Source organism: Cognatilysobacter tabacisoli, assembly GCF_003586305.1.
Taxonomy (GTDB): domain Bacteria; phylum Pseudomonadota; class Gammaproteobacteria; order Xanthomonadales; family Xanthomonadaceae; genus Cognatilysobacter_A; species Cognatilysobacter_A tabacisoli.
In genome coordinates this window covers 215,328-231,737 of record NZ_KZ987400.1, presented here as the reverse complement: position 1 = coordinate 231,737, position 16,410 = coordinate 215,328, and the positions used below count along the sequence as shown (strand labels likewise).

Sequence of the window (16,410 nt, the reverse complement as noted above, 5' to 3'; positions counted from 1 at the left end):
TTAGAATGGCGCCCTCCTTGGCCCGCCCTTCGTCCCCATGACCAGTCCGTCGTCGTCGATCTCCCTGACCCGCTACCTGATCGAGGAGCAGCGCGCCGGGCGCATCAACGCCGACCTGCGGCTGCTGATCGAAGTGGTCGCGCGCGCGTGCAAGTCGATCTCGATCGCGGTCGGCAAGGGCGCGCTCGGCGGCGTGCTCGGCGACGCGCTCAGCGCCGGCGAAGCCAGCATCAACGTGCAGGGCGAGGCGCAGAAGAAGCTCGACGTGCTCAGCAACGAGATCCTGCTCGAGGCCAACGCCTGGGGCGGCCACCTCGCCGGCCTGGCGTCGGAGGAGATGGACACCTCGCACCCGATCCCCGACGTCTACCCGCGCGGCAACTACCTGCTGCTGTTCGATCCGCTCGACGGTTCGAGCAACATCGACGTCAACATCTCGGTCGGCACGATCTTCTCGGTGCTGCGCTGCCCCGACGGCGTCACCCGCGCGCAGGACGAGCACTTCCTGCAGCCGGGCAGCGCGCAGGTCGCGGCCGGCTACTGCACGTACGGGCCGAGCACGATGCTGGTGCTGACCGTCGGCCACGGCACCCACTCGTTCACGCTGGACCGCGAGGTCGGCGGCTTCGTGATGACCACGCGCGGCATGACGATCCCGGAGGAGACGAGGGAGTTCGCGGTCAACATGTCGAACCAGCGCTTCTGGGAAGCGCCGATGCAGCGCTACGTCGGCGACCTGCTGGCCGGCCGCGAGGGCCCGCGCGGCAAGGACTTCAACATGCGCTGGGTCGCGTCGATGGTGGCCGACGTGCACCGCATCCTGACCCGCGGCGGGATCTTCTCGTACCCGCTCGACAGCAAGTGCGCGGCCAAGGGCGGCAAGCTGCGGCTGATGTACGAGGCCAACCCAATGGCGTTCCTGGTCGAACAGGCCGGCGGCGCGGCCAGCACCGGGCGCGAGCGGATGATGGACGTGGCGCCGACCGGGCTGCACCAGCGCGTGCCGGTGTTCCTCGGTTCCAGGCGCGAGGTGGAGGCCGCCGTCGAGTACCACCGCGCGCACGACGCCGCCGCCTGAACGCGGATCCGCCCGCCATCCCCTGATTCGACCGCGCGCCGCTGACCTGCGGCGCGGCGCCGTCGCGTTGTAGTTCTTGCCTGCTGGAGCGCTCCCCCCGCGCGGCAGGCGAGGAGCAGGCGATGTTGATGGACGATGGCGACCGAGGGACCCGCGACACGCGCGAACTGATCCACGTGACCCGCGGCACCGCGCCGTCGCGCGCGCTGCCGCTCGCGCGGCTGAGCCAGCTGGGCTGGCACGTGCACCGCGCGCCCGACGTGCGCGCGGTGCTGAAGCTGCTGCACCGCGACGCCTCGCTGCCGCACGCCGGCCTGATCGAACTGCGCGACGGCTTCGGCGAGCACGACCTGGCCGCGCTCGGCCCGGCGCTGTCGGCGGCCAACGTCGGTTGGGTCGCGGCCGTCGAGCCCGGCCAGCTCGACGACGACGCGGTGCGCCGGCTGGTCCGCGACTACTGCTACGACTACGTGACCCTGCCGTGTCCCGAGGCCGTGATCGACACCGTGATCGGCCACGCGCATGGCATGGCGCGGCTGGCCTGCCACGACGGCGCCGACGCGGCCGAGGTGCGGCTGGAGGGGATCATCGGCGACTGCGCGGCGATGCGCGAACTCTCGCGGGTGCTGCGCAAGGCGGCGATGACCGAGGCGCCGGTGTTCATCGCCGGCGAGACCGGCACCGGCAAGGAGCTGGCCGCGATGGCCGTGCACCGGCATTCGCGCCGGCACGACCAGCCGTTCGTGGCGATCAACTGCGGCGCGATCCCGGCCAACCTGCTGCAGTCCGAGCTGTTCGGCTACGAGCGCGGCGCGTTCACCGGCGCGCAGGCGCGCAAGATCGGCCGCATCGAGATGGCCCACGGCGGCACGCTGTTCCTCGACGAGATCGGCGACCTGCCGATGGAGAGCCAGGCCGCGCTGCTGCGCTTCCTGCAGCAGGGCACGTTCGAACGCCTCGGCGGCCACGAGTCGATCCGGGTCGACGTGCGGATCATCTCGGCGACCCACCACGACCTCGACGACGCGATCGCGCAGGGCCGGTTCCGCGCCGACCTGTTCCACCGGCTGTGCGTGCTGCGGCTGCGCCAGCCGCCGCTGCGCGAGCGCGGCGCCGACATCGACCGGCTCGCCGACCACGCGCTGCAGCGCTACTCGCAGGAGGGCCAGCGCCCGATCAAGGGATTCGCGCCGTGCGCGCGCCACGCGATGCACACCTACGCGTGGCCCGGCAACGTGCGCGAGCTGATCAACCGCGTGCGACAGGCCGTGGTGATGGCCGAAGGCCGGCTGCTGACCGCCGCGGACCTGCACATCGACGAGGCTGGAAGCACTGCGCCGCCGACGCTCGAGGAGGCGCGCGACGCCGCCACGCGCGAGGCGATCGAGCGCGCGCTGCAGCGCAACCGCCACCGGCTGGTCGATGCCGCGCGCGAGCTCGCGGTGTCGCGCGTCACGCTGTACCGGCTGATGGTCCGCCACGGCATGCGCGAGGCCGAGGCCGAGCGGCTCGACATCGCCTGACCGGCGGACACCGCCGGGAAGGCGCGTCCATCCGTGGACGCAGAGCACTCCGCGGCCGGACGTGGCGGCGCACGGAGGGCGCGCGCGGCGCGGGGGAACGCCGCGCGCGCACGGGACCCGATCGCGGCGGTTCCGCCGACGCCGCCGGGCACGGCGGTTTCCCGTGCAGGCAGGCCCTGCGTGCGTGCGGGACGCGCGGCGGTCGGGCGGCGGCGGCGGAACGGGGCATGGCAGCGACTCGGGGCGCCGCGGCACGGACGCCGCGGACAGACGACACCACGCCGGTTCCGTGCCAATCGCGCAAGCGCTTGAATCGGCGGGAGAATTCCGCCGCGCCGTTGCGCCTGCGCGGGCGCGGCGGCCGGAAACGTTGCATCGCGGTAACTCACCCGTTCGGGGGACGCGGTCGCGGCCGCCGCCCGCCGCGGGACGCCCGCGCCCGCGCCCGCGACCCGCTAGGCCCGCGGGTCGCGCGCGCGCCGGTGGCGGCCTCCGGCGCGCGACGTTGCAGTTCCGTAACGCGTTTTGCCCGTGCGACGATGGCCGCCTCCGCCCGCGGCGACGCGCCCGGGCCGCCAGCCGAGACGACCGTGAGCGAACCCGCCGCCCTGCCCGACTTCATCGAGGTCTACGACGACGCGCTCGATGCGGCGACGTGCGCGGCCCTGGTCGCGCGATTCGACGCCAGCCCCGACACCCACCCGGGCCGGGTCGGCGGCGGGGTCATGACCGACCTCAAGGACAGCCTCGACCTGACGATCTCCGGCAACGCGGCGTGGCGCGACGCCGAGGCCGCGCTCAACAGCGCGCTGTTCAAGGGTCTGATGGCGTACCTGCGCCGCTATCCGCACACGATCATCGCGCCGCTGATGCTGGAAGTGCCAGCGGCCGACGGCAAGCGCCACCGGCTGACGCCCGAGCGCATCGCCGCGATGGACGATGCGCAGCTGTCCGGCATCGTCCAGGCGGTGCTGCGCCCCGGCGCGATCAACCTGCAGCGCTACACCGGCGGCCGCGGCGGCTACCCGTACTGGCACTGCGAGCTGTACCCGCGCGACCCCGGCGCCGAGACGCTGCACCGGCACCTGCTGTGGACGCTGTACCTCAACGACGGGTTCGGCGACGGCGAGACCGAGTTCCTGTACCAGCAGCGCAAGATCGCGCCGCGCGCCGGCTCGCTGCTGATCGCGCCGGCGGCGTTCACCCACACCCACCGCGGCAACCGGCCGAGCGGCGGCGACAAGTACATCGCGACCAGCTGGGTGCTGTTCCAGCGTGCCGAGGCGCTGTTCGGCGCCAACCGCGGGCACAGCGGCTAGCCCGCGCCGGCGGCGCGCGGACTCAGGCCGGCAGCGGCCGGCCGCGGTAGGTGGGTGGTCGGCCAGCGCGAGCAGCGCGGCGTCCTCGCCGGTGTCGCCGTAGGCGTGCACCGCAGCGAACGCGTGCAGCGCGAAACGCTCGCGCACGCGCCGGGCTTTCTCCGCGCCGACGCACTGCGCTCCGCGGTAGTGCCCGGTCAGCACGCCGTCGCGCGACGCCAGCGACGAAGCGAGCAGTTCGATCCCCTGCGCCGCGCACCACGGTGCCAGGTACGCATCGAACGCACCGGACACGACGGCGACGGTGTCGCCGCGTTCGCGGTGCCGGTCGAGCGAGACCATCGCCGACGGACGCAGCAGGCCGGGGATGACGTCGCGCGCGAAGCCCGCGCCGTGCGCGGCGACGTCCGCCTCCGGCACGCCGGCGAAGGCCACCCGCACGATCGCCGCGCGCACGCTGCTGCCGGACACCAGCCCGGCGCGGTAGCCCAGCACCAGCGGCGCCAGCAGCGGAGCGCCGACGCGCACCCGCGCGCGCGGCGCGGCGCGCCGCACGAACGGGCCGAAGGTCTCCGCGGTGGTCAGGGTGCCGTCGAAATCGAACAGCGCGAGCGCGCGCGGCGCCGCGTCGTGGCCGTCGTGCATGCCGCTCAGGGGCGCGCGGGCTGGTTCAGCACCAGCCAGTACAGCCCGACCTGCTTCACCGCCCAGACGAACTGCTCGAAGTCCACCGGCTTCTGGATGAAGCTGTTGACGCCGAGCGCATAGCTGGCGTCGACGTCGAACGGCTCGGCGCTGGTGGTCAGCACCACGACCGGCAGCGTGCGCGTGCGTTCGTCGGCGCGGATCGCCTGCAGCACCTCGCGGCCGTCGAGCTTGGGCAGGTTGAGGTCGAGCAGCACGATCGACGGCAGCGCGTCGCGATCGCGGTCGGCATGGCGGCCGCGCGCGAACAGGTAGTCGAGCGCCTCGACGCCGTCGCCGACGACGACCAGCCGGTTGGCGATCTTGGCCTCGTCGAACGCGAGCCGGGTCAGCTCGACGTCGTCGGGGTTGTCCTCGACGAGCAGGATTTCCTTATGCATGCGCCGCAGCCTCCCGCGGCGAGCCCGCCGGGAGGTCGAGGGTGAACGCCGCGCCCTCGCCGACGTGCGACTGCGCGTGGATCGCGCCGCCGTGGCGCTGCACGATGCGCTGCGCCACGGTCAGGCCGAGCCCGTGCCCGCCGCCCTGGTCCGGGCCGTGCAGGCGCTGGAACGGTTCGAACAGCTTGTGCACGTAGCGCATGTCGAAGCCGGTGCCGTGGTCGCGCACGGTCACGCGCAGGCGGTTGCCGTCGACGGCCCCGTCGACCTCGATCCGCACCGGCTGCGCGGGGTCGGTGAACTTCCACGCGTTGTCGAGCAGCTGGGCGAGCATCACCTTCAGCAGCCGCTCGTCGCCCCAGCAGGTCAGGCCCGGCTGGATCCGCACCTGCGCCGCGCGCGCCGGATCGGCGTCCTGCAGTTCGGCGCCGACCCATTCGGCCAGCAGGCTCAGGTCGACCCGGCTGCTGCGCAGCTCGGTCCGGGTCGCGTGCGAGAGTTCGTTGAGCGCGTCGAGGAGCGCGGTCATGCGCTTGGCGGCCTGGCGGATGCGCTGCAGGTGTTCGCGCTCCTCGTCGTCGAGGCGCTCGCCGGCGCGCTCGGCCAGCCGCCGCGAGAAGCTCTCGATCGCCCGCAGCGGCGCGCGCAGGTCGTGCGATACGGCATCGGTGAACAGCTGCAGCTGGCGGTTCGAGCGGTCGGCCGCTTCGGCGCGTTCGCGGCCGTGCGCTTCGAGCGCGCGCTCGGCGGCGATCTCCGCGCCGATGTCGCGCAGCTGCACGACCAGGTACAGCGGCGCGCCGCTGGCGTCGCGCATCGTCGCGACGTTGGCCTGCACCCAGACCTCGCTGCCGTCGCGGTGCACGTAGCGCTTGCGCACGTCGAGCACCGGGATGAAGCCGTCGACCAGCCCGATCAGGTAGCCGCGCGAGGCCTCGAGGTCGTCCGGGTGGGTGAACTCGGCGGCGGTGCGGCCGAGCATCTCGGCCGCCGTGTACCCGAGCATGCGTTCGAGCGCGGGATTGACCTCGAGCCAGCGCCCGTCGAGGTCGACGATGGCCATGCCGATGCCCGCCGCCGTCATGGCCAACCGGAAGCGGTCGTGTTCGCCCAGTGGCGGTCGTGTCTCGCCCATGCCCATGGTCTAGCGGAAGTCCGGCGCAGTGTAGCCGCGTGGCGTGACCACATCGTGCACGGGTCCACGGTTTGCGATGCGCCACAATGCCGGCATGGAGCTCCACGCCCTGCTGTTCCTGCTGATCCTGGCCTGCGCGCTGTACCTGTTCGTCAGCGAACGGTTGCGCGTCGATGTGACCGCGATGCTCACGCTGCTCGCGCTGGTGCTGACCGGCGTGCTCGACGCGCGCCAGGCGCTGTCGGGGTTCGCCAGCGAGCCGGCGATCATCGTCGCGGCGGTGTTCGTGATCTCCGGGGCGCTGGCCGCGACCGGCATCACCGAACGCATCGGCCAGTGGGTCGAGCGCGCCGCCGGCCGCAGCGAGGGCCGCGCGATCGCAGTGGTGATGCCGGTGGTCGCCGCCCTGTCGTCGTTCACCCACCACGTGATGGTGACGGCGATGATGCTGCCGATCGTCAGCCGGTTCGCGCGCGACCGCGGCCTGTCCGCGTCGCGGCTGCTGATGCCGATGTCGTTCGCCGCGTCGCTCGGCACCACGCTGACGCTGGTCAGCGCGCCGGCGTTCCTGCTGGCCGACAACCTGATCGAGCGCGCCGGCGAGGACGGGCTTGGGATCTTCTCGATCACGCCGATCGGGCTGGCGCTGATCGCGATCGGCGTCGTCTACATGTGGCTGGCGCGCTGGCTGCTGCCGCGTCGGCCGGGCGAGCACGGCGACGACGGCTACCTGCGGCTGGACCGCTATCGCACCGAGCTGGTGATCGTCGACGGCTCGCGCTGGAGCACGCGGCCGCTGGCCGAGCTGCAGAAGGCGCAAGGCGACAAGTTCCGGCTCGTCGGCTGGCTGCGCGACGGCGTCCGGCGCGACGACCTCACCGCGAGCAGCGTGCTGCTCGGCGGCGACGTGCTGCTGGTTGAGGCGTCGGCCGACGCGCTGGCGACGCTGCACGACGACGCCGGCCTCGACCTCAACGCGATCGCCCGCTTCGGCGCGCGCACCGACGGCGACGGCGAGTCGCAGCTGGTGCAGGCGGTCGTCGCGCCCGGTTCGGAGTTCATCGGCCATTCGATCCGCGAGCTCGACTTCGCCCGCCGGTTCGGCGCGGTGATCGCCGGCCTGTGGCGACGCGATGCCGAGGTCACGCCGCGGCTGGCCGACGCGCGCCTGCGCGAGGGCGACCTGCTGGTGCTGTGGGGCCGGCCGGCGCGGTTCTCCGAGCTGGCCGCGCACCACGGCTTCCTGATGCTGGTGCCGTTCGCCGGCCAGGCGCACCGCCGCATCCGCGCGCCGCTGGCGCTGTTCGTGCTGGCGGCCACCGTGCTCGCCGCGGCGACCGAGTGGCTGCCGGCGCCGGTGGCCTTCCTGCTCGGCGCGGTCGCGATGGTCGCGACCCGCTGCGTCGACATCGACCAGGCCTACCGCGGCATCGACGTGCGGATCTTCGTGATGATCGCCGGCGTGATCCCGCTCGGCATCGCCATGGAGCAGACCGGCACCGCGCAGCTGCTCGCCGACGGCCTGCTGTTCGTCGTGCAGGGCTGGCCACCGCTGGCGGTGCTGATGATGATGTTCGCCGTGGCCGCGCTGATGACCCAGATCCTGTCCGACGCGGCGACGACGGTGCTGCTCGGGCCGGTGGCAGTCGAGCTGGCGCAGGCGCTGGGCCTGCCGGCAACGCCGTTCGTGGTGTGCACCGCGCTCGGCGCGGTGGTCGCGTTCCTGACCCCGATTGGCCACCACGGCAACCTGCTGATCCTCGGCCCGGGCGGCTACCGATTCGGCGACTTCCTGCGGGTCGGGCTGCCGCTGACCGTGCTCATCGGCGCGGTCAGCGCGTGGATGGCGCGATGGCTGTGGCTCGGCGGGCCGCTGTGGGCATGAACGCCGGCGGGGTCGCGCGCAAACGCTAGAACAGCTGGCCCTGCGGGCTCGGCGGCGCGGCCTTCGGCGGCTTCGGCGCGCGCGGCGGCGCGTCGGGCGCGACGAAGGCGCTGGCGTCGAGCGGCGGCAGCCGGCCGAAGCCCAAACGTGCGTGCGCCTTGGCGAAGCGCTGCGCGATCAGCTGGGCGAACGGCCCCTCGCCGCGCATGCGCTTGCCGAACGTGCTGTCGTAGTCGCGGCCGCCGCGCATCTGCTGGACCAGGCTCATCACGTGCGCGGCGCGCTCCGGGTAGTGCAGCTGCAGCCACTCGCGCCACAGGTCCTTGAGTTCGTGCGGCAGGCGCAGCAGCACGTAGCTGGCGCTGCGCGCGCCGTGGGCGTGTGCGGCCTCGAGGATGTGCTCGAGCTCGGCGTCGGTGATCATCGGCACCACCGGCGCGACCAGCACGCCGACCGGCACGCCGGCGTCGGCGAGCGCGCGCATCGCGCGCAGCCGCGCGTGCGGGGCCGCGGCGCGCGGCTCCATCCTCCCCGACAGGCGGTTGTCGAGCGTGGTCACCGAGAAGTAGACGTTGACCAGCCGCTGGCCCGCCATCCGCACCAGAACGTCGAGGTCGCGCTCGATCAGCGCGCTCTTGGTGACGAAGCTCACCGGGTGCCGGCACTGCGCGAGGAGCTCCAGCGTGTCGCGGGTGATCCGGTGGTCGCGCTCGATCGGCTGGTAGGCGTCGGTGTTGATGCCCAGCGCGATCGTCGACGGGACGTAGCCCGGCCTGGACAGCTCCCGGCGCAGCTGCTCGGCGGTGTTGGTCTTGGCGTACAGCCGCGTCTCGAAATCCAGCCCCGGCGACAGGTCGAGGTACGCGTGCGACGGCCGCGCGAAGCAGTACACGCAGCCGTGCTCGCAGCCGCGGTACGGGTTGACCGACTGGCTGAAGCCGATGTCCGGCGAATCGTTGCGGCTGATGATGCTGCGCGCACGCTCCTCGGTGACCTGGGTGCGCGGCCGCGGCGCGTCGGCCAGCTCCTCGTAGACCGAGCCCCAGCCGTCGTCGACGCCGTGGGTCGTCGATTTCTCGAAGCGGCCCGCGATCCGCGAAGCCGCGCCGCGGCCCTTGATCGGGGCCTGTGCTTTGCGGGCGTCGTCCATGCGCCCTAGGCTACGCCAGCGGCATCGCACGGATTGCGACGACGGCCGCGCCCTTCCCGCCCCGGAGCCCGGATGTTCCTGTCGCTGCAGTCGCTGTGGACGACCGTGTCCGGCTGGCCGTACCTGACCGCGCTGCTGGTGTTCGGCTGGGTCGCGTACGTCATCGGTCTGGGCCTGTGGATCGTGCTGCAGAAGCGCGAGCCGGTGGCCACGCTGAGCTGGCTGATCAGCCTGGCCGCGCTGCCGTACGTCGGCTTCGTCATCTATCACTTCTTCGGCCCGCAGCGGATCGAGCGCCAGCGGCTGCGCCGCGGCCGCAACCGCGCGGCGCTGCCGCCCCCGGCCGGCTTCAGCACCGACCCGGACGCGGTCGAGATGGCGCGGCTCGCGCAGGCCGTGACCGGGCTGCCGCCGACCACCGCCACCGCGGTGCGGCTGCTGATCGACGGCGGCGCCAAGTACGCCGCGCTGCTCGACGACGTCGCGCGCGCGCGGACCCGCATCGACCTGGAGTACTACATCTTCCTGCCCGACCGCACCGGCACCGCGCTGCGCGACGCGCTGATCGAGCGCGCGCGCGCCGGGGTCAAGGTGCGGCTGCTGCTCGACGCGGTCGGGTCGGGTCAGACGAAGCAGCGGTTCCTGCAGCCGCTGCTCGATGCCGGCGGCGAGGTCGCGTGGTTCCACCCGATGCGCCTGCACTGGTTCTGGCACCGGCCGTGGCTGAACCTGCGAACGCACCGCAAGGTCGTCGTCATCGACGGCGAAGTCGGCTTCACCGGCGGCATCAACATCACCGACGAGGAGGACGAGCGCCTGCGCGACGATGCGTACCGCGACCTGCACCTGCGCGTCGAGGGCGAGGTCGTGCAGGCGCTGGCGCTGGTGTTCGCGGAGGACTGGGCCTACGCGACCGGGGTCGTGCCGACCGACCTGCCCGGCGCGCGCAGCACCGCCGGGGCCGTCGTCACCCAGGTGCTGGTGTCGGGTCCGGACTCGTCGTGGGAGGCGATCCACCGCCTGCACGTCGGCGCAATCCACGCCGCGCGCCGGCGGGTGTGGCTGGTGACGCCGTACTTCGTGCCCGGCGAGGCCGCGCGGATGGCGCTGACCTCGGCCGCGCTCGGCGGGCTCGACGTGCGCCTGCTGGTGCCCAAGCTCAGCGACAGCCGGCTGGTGACGTTCGCCGCCCGCTCGTACTTCGACGAGCTGCTCGCGGCCGGGGTCAAGATCCACGAGTACGGCCCGCGGATGCTGCACACCAAGGCCCTGCTGTGCGACGACGAGGTTGCGATCATCGGCAGCGCGAACTTCGACCACCGCAGCTTCCGGTTGAACTTCGAGCTGTCTCTGCTGTTCCGCGACCGCGGGCTCGCTGGCGAACTGGCGGCGCTGGTGGCGTCGGAACTGGAGTCGGCGCCGCAGGTGAAGCACCAGCGGGCGCGGCCGCTGTGGCGCGCGCGGCTGCCCGAGGCGCTGGCGCGGCTGGTGTCGCCGCTGCTGTAGTCGCGGCCGCCGGGGCGGCGGGGCGCGTTGGCGAAACTGCGACGGGCGGTCGCGCGCCGGGCATGCGCGGCGCGGCCGCCACGCTACACTCGCATCGCCTCCCGCACCGGGAGCCTGTCCGGAGTCGCCGCGATGCACTGGTTGTACCTGCTGCTGGCCCTGGCCGCGTTGGCGGTCGCGTTCAAGACCACGTCGGTCGCCGTGCTCGCCGTCGCGCTGCTGGCCGCACTCGGCCTGCTGCTGGCCTGGGTGCTCGGGCTGCTGGCGCAGCGGGTCGGCAGCCGCGCCCGCGACGAGGGCCTGATGCTCGACCCCGCCGAGCTGCGCCGCCTGCGCGAGCAGGCCGAAGCGCGCAAGCTCGCGGCCGCCCAGGCCGCGCCGCCGAGCGAACCGTCGAACTGATCCGGTCGCGGCGGCGCGCTAAGCTGTCGCGATGACCGTCCTCAGCGTCAACGTCAACAAGATCGCGGTGCTGCGCAACTCGCGCGGCGGGGCCGAGCCCGACATCGTCCGCGCCGCGCGCGCTTGCCTCGACGCCGGCGCGCACGGCATCACCGTGCACCCGCGACCCGATGCGCGCCACGTGCGCCACGACGACGTCGTCGCGCTCTCGGCGCTGACCCGCGAGCGCGGCGTCGAGTTCAACCTCGAAGGCAATCCGTTCGCCCCGCCCCGCCCCGGGTACCCGGGCTTCCTGGCGCTGTGCGAGCAGGTGCGCCCGGCGCAGGCCACCCTCGTGCCGGACGGCGACGGCCAGCTCACGTCGGACCATGGGTTCGATTTTGTCCGCGATTCTGACGCGCTCGCACCGCGGGTCGCCGCGCTGAAGGCGCTTGGCTGCCGGGTCAGCGTGTTCGCCGACGCGCACGTCGAAGCCGCGCCGGGTGCTGGGCTCGAGGTCGCCGCCCAGCTCGGTGCCGACCGCGTGGAGCTCTACACCGGCCCGTACGCGGAGGCGTTCGCGCGCGGCGACGGCACGGCGATGCTGCAGACGTTCGCTGCGGCCGCGCGACGGGCGCAGGCCGCCGGGCTCGGCGTCAACGCCGGCCACGACCTCAGCCAAGCCAACCTCGGCGCGTTCCTGGCGGCGGTGCCGCAGGTGCTGGAGGTATCGATCGGCCACGCGTTGATCAGCGAGGCGCTGTACGACGGACTCGACGCCACGGTGCGCGCCTACCGGGCGATCACGGACCGCGCCGCGAGCTGAGCGCCCCCGGATCGCGGCGGCCGTGGCGACCATGTCGGCAACTGCTGGTCCGCACTGCTCCGCACCTCAACGGGAACCGGCGGGCACGGCTGTCGAACGACGTCCGCCGACCCGTCTGCGGCAGCTCACTCCGCCAGCGCGATGTGGCGCACGCCGCTGCGCTGGGCCTGCGCCAGCGCCGCGGCAAAGGCCTGGTAGTCGCTGTCGCTGCTCGTCCGCAGCTGCAGCACGAGTCCCGGCTCGCGCGCGAGGCGCTCGGCCAGCGCGGCGTCGAGCGCCGCGGCCGGCAACGCGGCGCCGTCGAGCCGCAGCTCACCGGCGGCGCTGATGTCCAGCGTCAGCCGCGTCGGCTGGACCGGCTGCGGCGGGCTGGCGGCGGGCAGCTGCAGCGGCAGGGTGCGGGTCACGATCGGCATCGACAGCATGAAGATCACCAGCAGAACCAGCATCACGTCGACCAGCGGGGTGATGTTGATCTCGGCCATGGCGCGCTCGCGCGCCGGCGAAGCGTAGAGGGAGACGGCCATGCGCACTCTCCTCGTGGGCCCGATGCCCGCGTTCGACGCTACGCCGGCCCCGGTGAAGGGGCAAGCGTCTCCCGACCTGCGCGCTGCGGCAAAAAAAACGCCGCCCGGAGGCGGCGTCTTCACGACAGGTAAGCGGTGTTACTGCGTGGCCTGGACGAAGCCGATCTTCTGCATGTCGGCGTTCTTCGCATGGGCCAGGACCTTGGCCAACACGCCGTAGTCCGCCTCGTTGTTCATGTCGATCTCGAGCATCGGCTGGTTCGTCGGGTCGCGGGCGACCTCGGCGTCCATCATGCCGCGCAGCGCGGTGATCGGCTGCGGCGCCTCGTTCCAGTAGATCTGGCCCGAAGCATCGATGCGCAGACGGATCGGCTCGCGCGGAGCCGTCGGCGGCGGCGGGGTCGTGGTGCGCTGGGGCAGGTTGACGTCGATCGGGTACGACATGATCGGCGCGGTCACCATGAAGATGATCAGCAACACCAGCATGACGTCGACGAGCGGCGTCACGTTGATGTCGGCCATCGGCGAGCCGGCCGCGGAGTTCGAAGTAAATGCCATGTCGGTCTCCTCAGCGTTCCTTGGTGGCCACGAAGCCGACCTTGCGCATGCCCTGGGCCTGCGCGGTCTTCACGACTTCGTTGACGATCCGGTACTTGGTCGTCCGGTCACCGCGCACGTTGACCTGCGGTTGCGGGGTCTTCTGGGCCTCGCTCGAGAGACGGCTCTCGAGCACGTTCTTGGTGATCGGCTCGTCGTTCCAGAACAACGAGCCGTCCTCCTGCACCGCCACCGTGATCGGCGGGACCGGCGGTGCCTTCTCGTCCTTCCGCTCCAGGTTGGCCTCGGGCAGCTTCACCTGCACCTTGTGCGACATCAGGGGCGTGGTGATCATGAAGATGATGAGCAGCACCAGCATCACGTCCACGAGGGGCGTGACGTTGATTTCGGCCATCGGGCCGCCGCTTTCATTGCCTGTGCTGAAGGCCATCTCGGAACTCCGGGCTGTACGACGGGTTTAGCGCTTCACGGCCAGCTCGCCAACGCGCGAGCCGGTGGCGAAGAAGTCGTGCAGGTCGTGCGCGAAGGTGTCGAACTTGTTGTTGGTCACGCGGTTCAGGCGCACGAAGAAGTTGTACGCGAGCACCGCCGGGATCGCGACGAACAGGCCGAGCGCGGTCATGATCAGCGCCTCGCCCACCGGGCCGGCCACTGCATCGATCGACGCCGAACCGGTCGCACCGATCTTGATCAGCGCGCCGTAGATGCCCCACACGGTGCCGAGCAGGCCGACGAACGGCGCGGTCGAACCGACGGTGGCGAGCACGGTCAGGCCGGACTCGAGGCGCGAGCTCTCGCGGGTGACGCCCTGGCGCAGCGCGCGGTCGACGAACTCGGAGCGGTTCAGCGACTCGACCAGGCGCGAGCCTTCGTGACGCTGGTGGTGCGCGGCGGCCTGGGCAGCGTCAAGGGCGATCTTGGAGAACGGCTCGCTCTTGGACTGCTCTTCCATGAAGCGAATTGCGTCCTGCGCGTTCGGGGTTTCCCAGAACGTGCTGGTGACGCGGTCCGACGTGCCCTTCAGGCGCATGTTCTTTACGAAGTTGATGATGATCCAGTACCAGGACATCGCGGACATGATCACCAGCGTGATGAGCACGATCCACGACACGGCGAACTCGCCCGGCGCGGAAAGCATTTCGTTGAGCAAGTGGCCGAAGCCCATCTGGCTGAGCGCGGAGGCATTGCCGCCTCCGGTGGCGGCGGTGGTTTCCTGCAGCATGACGCTTACCTTTAGTCGTGGAAGTGGGTGTTACGAAATGTTGGGTACTGGATGAAGCCTTGCAGACGTCCCGTGACCCCGATCAGGTCGGCGGGACGAAATCGACCGGGACGCGCACGCGGCTCGGCACGCCGACGCCACCGCGCATTTCCGGGTTGAACCGCCACTTGCGGGCCGCGTCCATCGCGGCGCGGTCCAGGTTGCGGTTGCGGCTGGACTTCTCGACGGACACGTCGAGCACGTTGCCCTGGCCGTCGATGCTGATCACCAGCACCACGGTGCCGCCCACGCCCTGACGCAGTTCCGTCGGCGGGTAGCGCGGCGGATTCATTGCGCGCGAAGACGGATCGACGCCCGACTGGATCGTCGTGGCCGGAGCCGGCGGTGAAGGCGGCGACGGCGGCACCGGCGGCAGGTCAACCGGGCTCGGGTCCGGGAACTCGACCGGCGGCTGCTCCGGCGGCGGCGGCAGCGGGGTCGGCTGCGGCGCGGCCAACTGGCGGATCTGCTGCGGCGGCGGCGGTTCCGGCGGCGGCGGCGGCGGCGGCGGGGGCGGCGGCGGCGGCTTGATCACGCTGACCGTGATCACGTCCTCCTGGTCCTGTTCGGCCGCCGGCGGACGCGCCGGGATCAGCAGCAGCAGCAGGGCCGCCGCATGCAGCGCAATCACGAACGTGATGCCGGCGATGCGCGTCCAGTTCAGCTCTTCGCGCTCGTCGTGTTTAACGTGGTTGAGGTCTTGCGTCATGCGCCGTAGCTCGGGGGGTGTTTCCGGACGCCTGGGCGCCGCGGGCCAACGTTCGATTCCTGCAACCGTTTACAGTCGCGGGAACCTCCTAGCATATACCAAACGCCGCGCCTCGTTCCAAGCGCGGATTGGCGGTTTGCGTGTATTGACGCCCGCTTATTTGCCGGGCAGCGCGATGATCTTGCGGGCGTCCTCAGGCTTCTTGACGCCCTTGGCGACCGCCTGCCGCGCGGCTTCCTTCGCTTCGGGAATGCGGTCTTCCTGCCACAGGATCTTGGCCAGGTTGAGGTAGGCCTCGCCGTCCGGCGCCAGCGGGGCGGCCTTCTGGTAGGCCTCGATCGCCTGCGGCACCTGCTCGGAGAAGTAGTACGACTGGCCGAGCGCCAGGTACGTCTGGAAGTCCGGCTTGAGGATGCCCTTGTCGAGGCCTTCCTTGATCACCGACGTGACTTCCTTTTCCTTGCCGTCCATGTTCGCGTAGGTCGCGTACAGCTGGCGGTAGTCCTTTTCCTCGGTGAACAGTCCGGCGGCGCGCATCTTCTCCATGACCGCCGCGGCCTGCGGGTACATCTCACCCTGCAGATACGCTGCCGCCAGGTTCGACTGCGAGCGCTTGTCGGCCGGATTCTTCGCGGCGATGCTCTCGGCGAGCTTGGCGGCTTCGGCCGACTTGCCCATCTCGAAGTAGGTGCCCATCAGCAGCTGCAGCCAGTCGGCCTTCGGCTCGGGCGACGCATCGACTGCCTGCTTCAGCACCGCGGACGCTTCCGGGAAGCGCTCCAGCCGGTACAGCGCATTGCCCTTGAGCACCAGCTGCTCGGGCTTGCTGGACTTGCTCTCGGCGAGGAAGCGATCGAACGTCGCCAGCGCCTCGGCGTACTGGTCTTCCTGCAGCTGGAGCTGGCCGAGCATCATCATCGCGTCGAAGTGCGCGTTGTTGTCGAGTCCGTTGAACTCGATCGCCTGCTTCAGGTACTTCATCGCGGTCGCGGTGTCGTCGGCATCGTAGGCCGCCTGCGCACCGATCTGCGCGGCGAACGAGCGGTCGTACGCATTGGCCGTCGCGGTCGCGATGATCTCGTCGGCGAGCGCACGCGCTTCGTCGGCCTTGGCGTCGTCGTACGCCTTGACCATCTTCTGCAGCTTCGGCGTGACCTTCGCCGACGCCTTGGCGTCGGGCGACGTGCGCGTGGCCTCCGGGTACTTCGCCTCGACCTTCTCCGCCTTGGCGCCGCGCTGCTGGTCGGCGCGCGCGCGACGCTCCTGGGCGCGGGCGGCGGCCTGCGCGCTGACCTCGGCGACGACGCCGAACGCGAGCACGGTGGCGATGGCAACCGTCAGCACGGTGCGACGGGAGGCGGAGTTCTTCATCGGTTTCACCTTGGATCGTGGGCCTGCACGACACGTCGGGCCCGGGGGGCGGTCACGCTAACAGAAACGCGCCGCCGCCGGGAACGGGGTTGCGTG

At 71.7% G+C, this 16,410-nt stretch carries 16 protein-coding genes and 1 pseudogene; 7 read left to right on the top strand and 10 right to left on the bottom strand.

Going from position 1 to position 16,410, the window contains the following annotated elements:
• Nucleotides 1–37: 37 nt before the first annotated feature.
• From D3A60_RS01005 to D3A60_RS00995, 3 genes are all read left to right on the top strand, one after another.
• A complete protein-coding gene (locus D3A60_RS01005; RefSeq protein ID WP_119716860.1) occupies nucleotides 38–1,078 on the top strand; it encodes a class 1 fructose-bisphosphatase in 1,041 nt (346 codons plus the stop codon).
• Between the two features lie 122 nt (nucleotides 1,079–1,200).
• Nucleotides 1,201–2,601: a sigma-54 dependent transcriptional regulator gene (locus D3A60_RS01000; protein ID WP_119716859.1), complete on the top strand. Its 1,401-nt coding sequence runs from the start codon at nucleotides 1,201–1,203 to the stop codon at nucleotides 2,599–2,601.
• 590 nt (nucleotides 2,602–3,191) lie between these two features.
• Complete coding sequence (locus tag D3A60_RS00995; RefSeq protein WP_119717478.1) at nucleotides 3,192–3,920, top strand: 2OG-Fe(II) oxygenase; 729 nt, start codon at nucleotides 3,192–3,194, stop codon at nucleotides 3,918–3,920.
• Between the two features lie 111 nt (nucleotides 3,921–4,031).
• Here D3A60_RS00995 and D3A60_RS00990 read toward each other — a convergent pair.
• The 3 genes and pseudogenes from D3A60_RS00990 to D3A60_RS00980 form a co-directional block, all read right to left on the bottom strand.
• A pseudogene (locus D3A60_RS00990) lies at nucleotides 4,032–4,565 on the bottom strand (HAD-IB family phosphatase); the annotation flags it as partial.
• A 5-nt stretch (nucleotides 4,566–4,570) separates the two neighbouring features.
• Entirely contained in the window at nucleotides 4,571–5,005 is a 435-nt protein-coding gene (locus D3A60_RS00985) for a response regulator (protein ID WP_119716858.1), read from the bottom strand.
• Nucleotides 4,998–6,140: a sensor histidine kinase gene (locus D3A60_RS00980; RefSeq protein ID WP_196778604.1), complete on the bottom strand. Its 1,143-nt coding sequence runs from the start codon at nucleotides 6,138–6,140 to the stop codon at nucleotides 4,998–5,000. Before D3A60_RS00980 ends, D3A60_RS00985 begins: the two co-directional genes overlap by 8 nt.
• A gap of 94 nt (nucleotides 6,141–6,234) precedes the next feature.
• Here D3A60_RS00980 and D3A60_RS00975 point away from each other — a divergent pair, with 94 nt between their 5' ends.
• Entirely contained in the window at nucleotides 6,235–8,025 is a 1,791-nt protein-coding gene (locus D3A60_RS00975) for an SLC13 family permease (RefSeq protein ID WP_119716856.1), read from the top strand.
• 25 nt (nucleotides 8,026–8,050) lie between these two features.
• On the opposite strand, the gene D3A60_RS00970 is transcribed toward D3A60_RS00975, so the two are convergent.
• Nucleotides 8,051–9,265 carry a PA0069 family radical SAM protein gene (locus D3A60_RS00970; RefSeq protein ID WP_407062754.1) on the bottom strand — a complete coding sequence of 405 codons (1,215 nt, stop codon included), beginning with the start codon at nucleotides 9,263–9,265 and terminating at the stop codon, nucleotides 8,051–8,053.
• On the opposite strand from D3A60_RS00970, the gene cls reads away from it, so the two are divergent.
• The 3 genes from cls to D3A60_RS00955 all read left to right on the top strand — a co-directional run bounded on the left by cls (nucleotide 9,248) and on the right by D3A60_RS00955 (nucleotide 11,888).
• The gene (cls, locus tag D3A60_RS00965; RefSeq protein WP_119716854.1) at nucleotides 9,248–10,681 is read left to right on the top strand and encodes a cardiolipin synthase; all 1,434 of its coding nucleotides are present in this window, start codon (nucleotides 9,248–9,250) and stop codon (nucleotides 10,679–10,681) included. The two genes, D3A60_RS00970 and cls, sit on opposite strands and share 18 nt — an antisense overlap.
• A 132-nt stretch (nucleotides 10,682–10,813) precedes the next feature.
• Nucleotides 10,814–11,083 carry a hypothetical protein gene (locus tag D3A60_RS00960; protein ID WP_119716853.1) on the top strand — a complete coding sequence of 90 codons (270 nt, stop codon included), beginning with the start codon at nucleotides 10,814–10,816 and terminating at the stop codon, nucleotides 11,081–11,083.
• A gap of 31 nt (nucleotides 11,084–11,114) precedes the next feature.
• Entirely contained in the window at nucleotides 11,115–11,888 is a 774-nt protein-coding gene (locus D3A60_RS00955; protein ID WP_119716852.1) for a pyridoxine 5'-phosphate synthase, read from the top strand.
• 125 nt (nucleotides 11,889–12,013) lie between these two features.
• Here the strand turns inward: D3A60_RS00955 and D3A60_RS00950 are convergent, their stop codons facing one another.
• The 6 genes from D3A60_RS00950 to D3A60_RS00925 form a co-directional block, all read right to left on the bottom strand.
• Entirely contained in the window at nucleotides 12,014–12,415 is a 402-nt protein-coding gene (locus D3A60_RS00950; protein WP_119716851.1) for an ExbD/TolR family protein, read from the bottom strand.
• A 138-nt stretch (nucleotides 12,416–12,553) separates the two neighbouring features.
• Nucleotides 12,554–12,973, bottom strand: coding sequence for an ExbD/TolR family protein (locus tag D3A60_RS00945; RefSeq protein ID WP_119716850.1), 420 nt, complete (start codon nucleotides 12,971–12,973; stop codon nucleotides 12,554–12,556).
• 10 nt (nucleotides 12,974–12,983) lie between these two features.
• The gene (locus tag D3A60_RS00940; protein ID WP_119716849.1) at nucleotides 12,984–13,403 is read right to left on the bottom strand and encodes an ExbD/TolR family protein; all 420 of its coding nucleotides are present in this window, start codon (nucleotides 13,401–13,403) and stop codon (nucleotides 12,984–12,986) included.
• Nucleotides 13,404–13,430: 27 nt separating this feature from the next.
• Entirely contained in the window at nucleotides 13,431–14,195 is a 765-nt protein-coding gene (locus D3A60_RS00935; RefSeq protein WP_119716848.1) for a MotA/TolQ/ExbB proton channel family protein, read from the bottom strand.
• Between the two features lie 82 nt (nucleotides 14,196–14,277).
• The gene (locus D3A60_RS00930; protein ID WP_119716847.1) at nucleotides 14,278–14,943 is read right to left on the bottom strand and encodes an energy transducer TonB; all 666 of its coding nucleotides are present in this window, start codon (nucleotides 14,941–14,943) and stop codon (nucleotides 14,278–14,280) included.
• Nucleotides 14,944–15,099: 156 nt separating this feature from the next.
• Nucleotides 15,100–16,314, bottom strand: a complete 1,215-nt coding sequence (locus D3A60_RS00925) for a tetratricopeptide repeat protein (RefSeq protein WP_119716846.1) — start codon at nucleotides 16,312–16,314, stop codon at nucleotides 15,100–15,102.
• Between the last annotated feature and the right edge of the window lie 96 nt (nucleotides 16,315–16,410).

What these genes read in the sequence shown, in the direction of transcription:
- D3A60_RS01005 (WP_119716860.1), top strand. Translation starts at nt 38, where the DNA reads ATGACCAGTCCGTCGTCGTCGATCTCCCTGACCCGCTACCTGATCGAG.
- D3A60_RS01000 (WP_119716859.1), top strand. Translation starts at nt 1,201, where the DNA reads ATGTTGATGGACGATGGCGACCGAGGGACCCGCGACACGCGCGAACTG.
- D3A60_RS00985 (WP_119716858.1), bottom strand. Translation starts at nt 5,005, where the DNA reads ATGCATAAGGAAATCCTGCTCGTCGAGGACAACCCCGACGACGTCGAG.
- D3A60_RS00980 (WP_196778604.1), bottom strand. Translation starts at nt 6,140, where the DNA reads ATGGGCGAGACACGACCGCCACTGGGCGAACACGACCGCTTCCGGTTG.
- D3A60_RS00975 (WP_119716856.1), top strand. Translation starts at nt 6,235, where the DNA reads ATGGAGCTCCACGCCCTGCTGTTCCTGCTGATCCTGGCCTGCGCGCTG.
- cls (WP_119716854.1), top strand. Translation starts at nt 9,248, where the DNA reads ATGTTCCTGTCGCTGCAGTCGCTGTGGACGACCGTGTCCGGCTGGCCG.
- D3A60_RS00960 (WP_119716853.1), top strand. Translation starts at nt 10,814, where the DNA reads ATGCACTGGTTGTACCTGCTGCTGGCCCTGGCCGCGTTGGCGGTCGCG.
- D3A60_RS00955 (WP_119716852.1), top strand. Translation starts at nt 11,115, where the DNA reads ATGACCGTCCTCAGCGTCAACGTCAACAAGATCGCGGTGCTGCGCAAC.
- D3A60_RS00950 (WP_119716851.1), bottom strand. Translation starts at nt 12,415, where the DNA reads ATGGCCGTCTCCCTCTACGCTTCGCCGGCGCGCGAGCGCGCCATGGCC.
- D3A60_RS00945 (WP_119716850.1), bottom strand. Translation starts at nt 12,973, where the DNA reads ATGGCATTTACTTCGAACTCCGCGGCCGGCTCGCCGATGGCCGACATC.
- D3A60_RS00940 (WP_119716849.1), bottom strand. Translation starts at nt 13,403, where the DNA reads ATGGCCTTCAGCACAGGCAATGAAAGCGGCGGCCCGATGGCCGAAATC.
- D3A60_RS00935 (WP_119716848.1), bottom strand. Translation starts at nt 14,195, where the DNA reads ATGCTGCAGGAAACCACCGCCGCCACCGGAGGCGGCAATGCCTCCGCG.
- D3A60_RS00930 (WP_119716847.1), bottom strand. Translation starts at nt 14,943, where the DNA reads ATGACGCAAGACCTCAACCACGTTAAACACGACGAGCGCGAAGAGCTG.
- D3A60_RS00925 (WP_119716846.1), bottom strand. Translation starts at nt 16,314, where the DNA reads ATGAAGAACTCCGCCTCCCGTCGCACCGTGCTGACGGTTGCCATCGCC.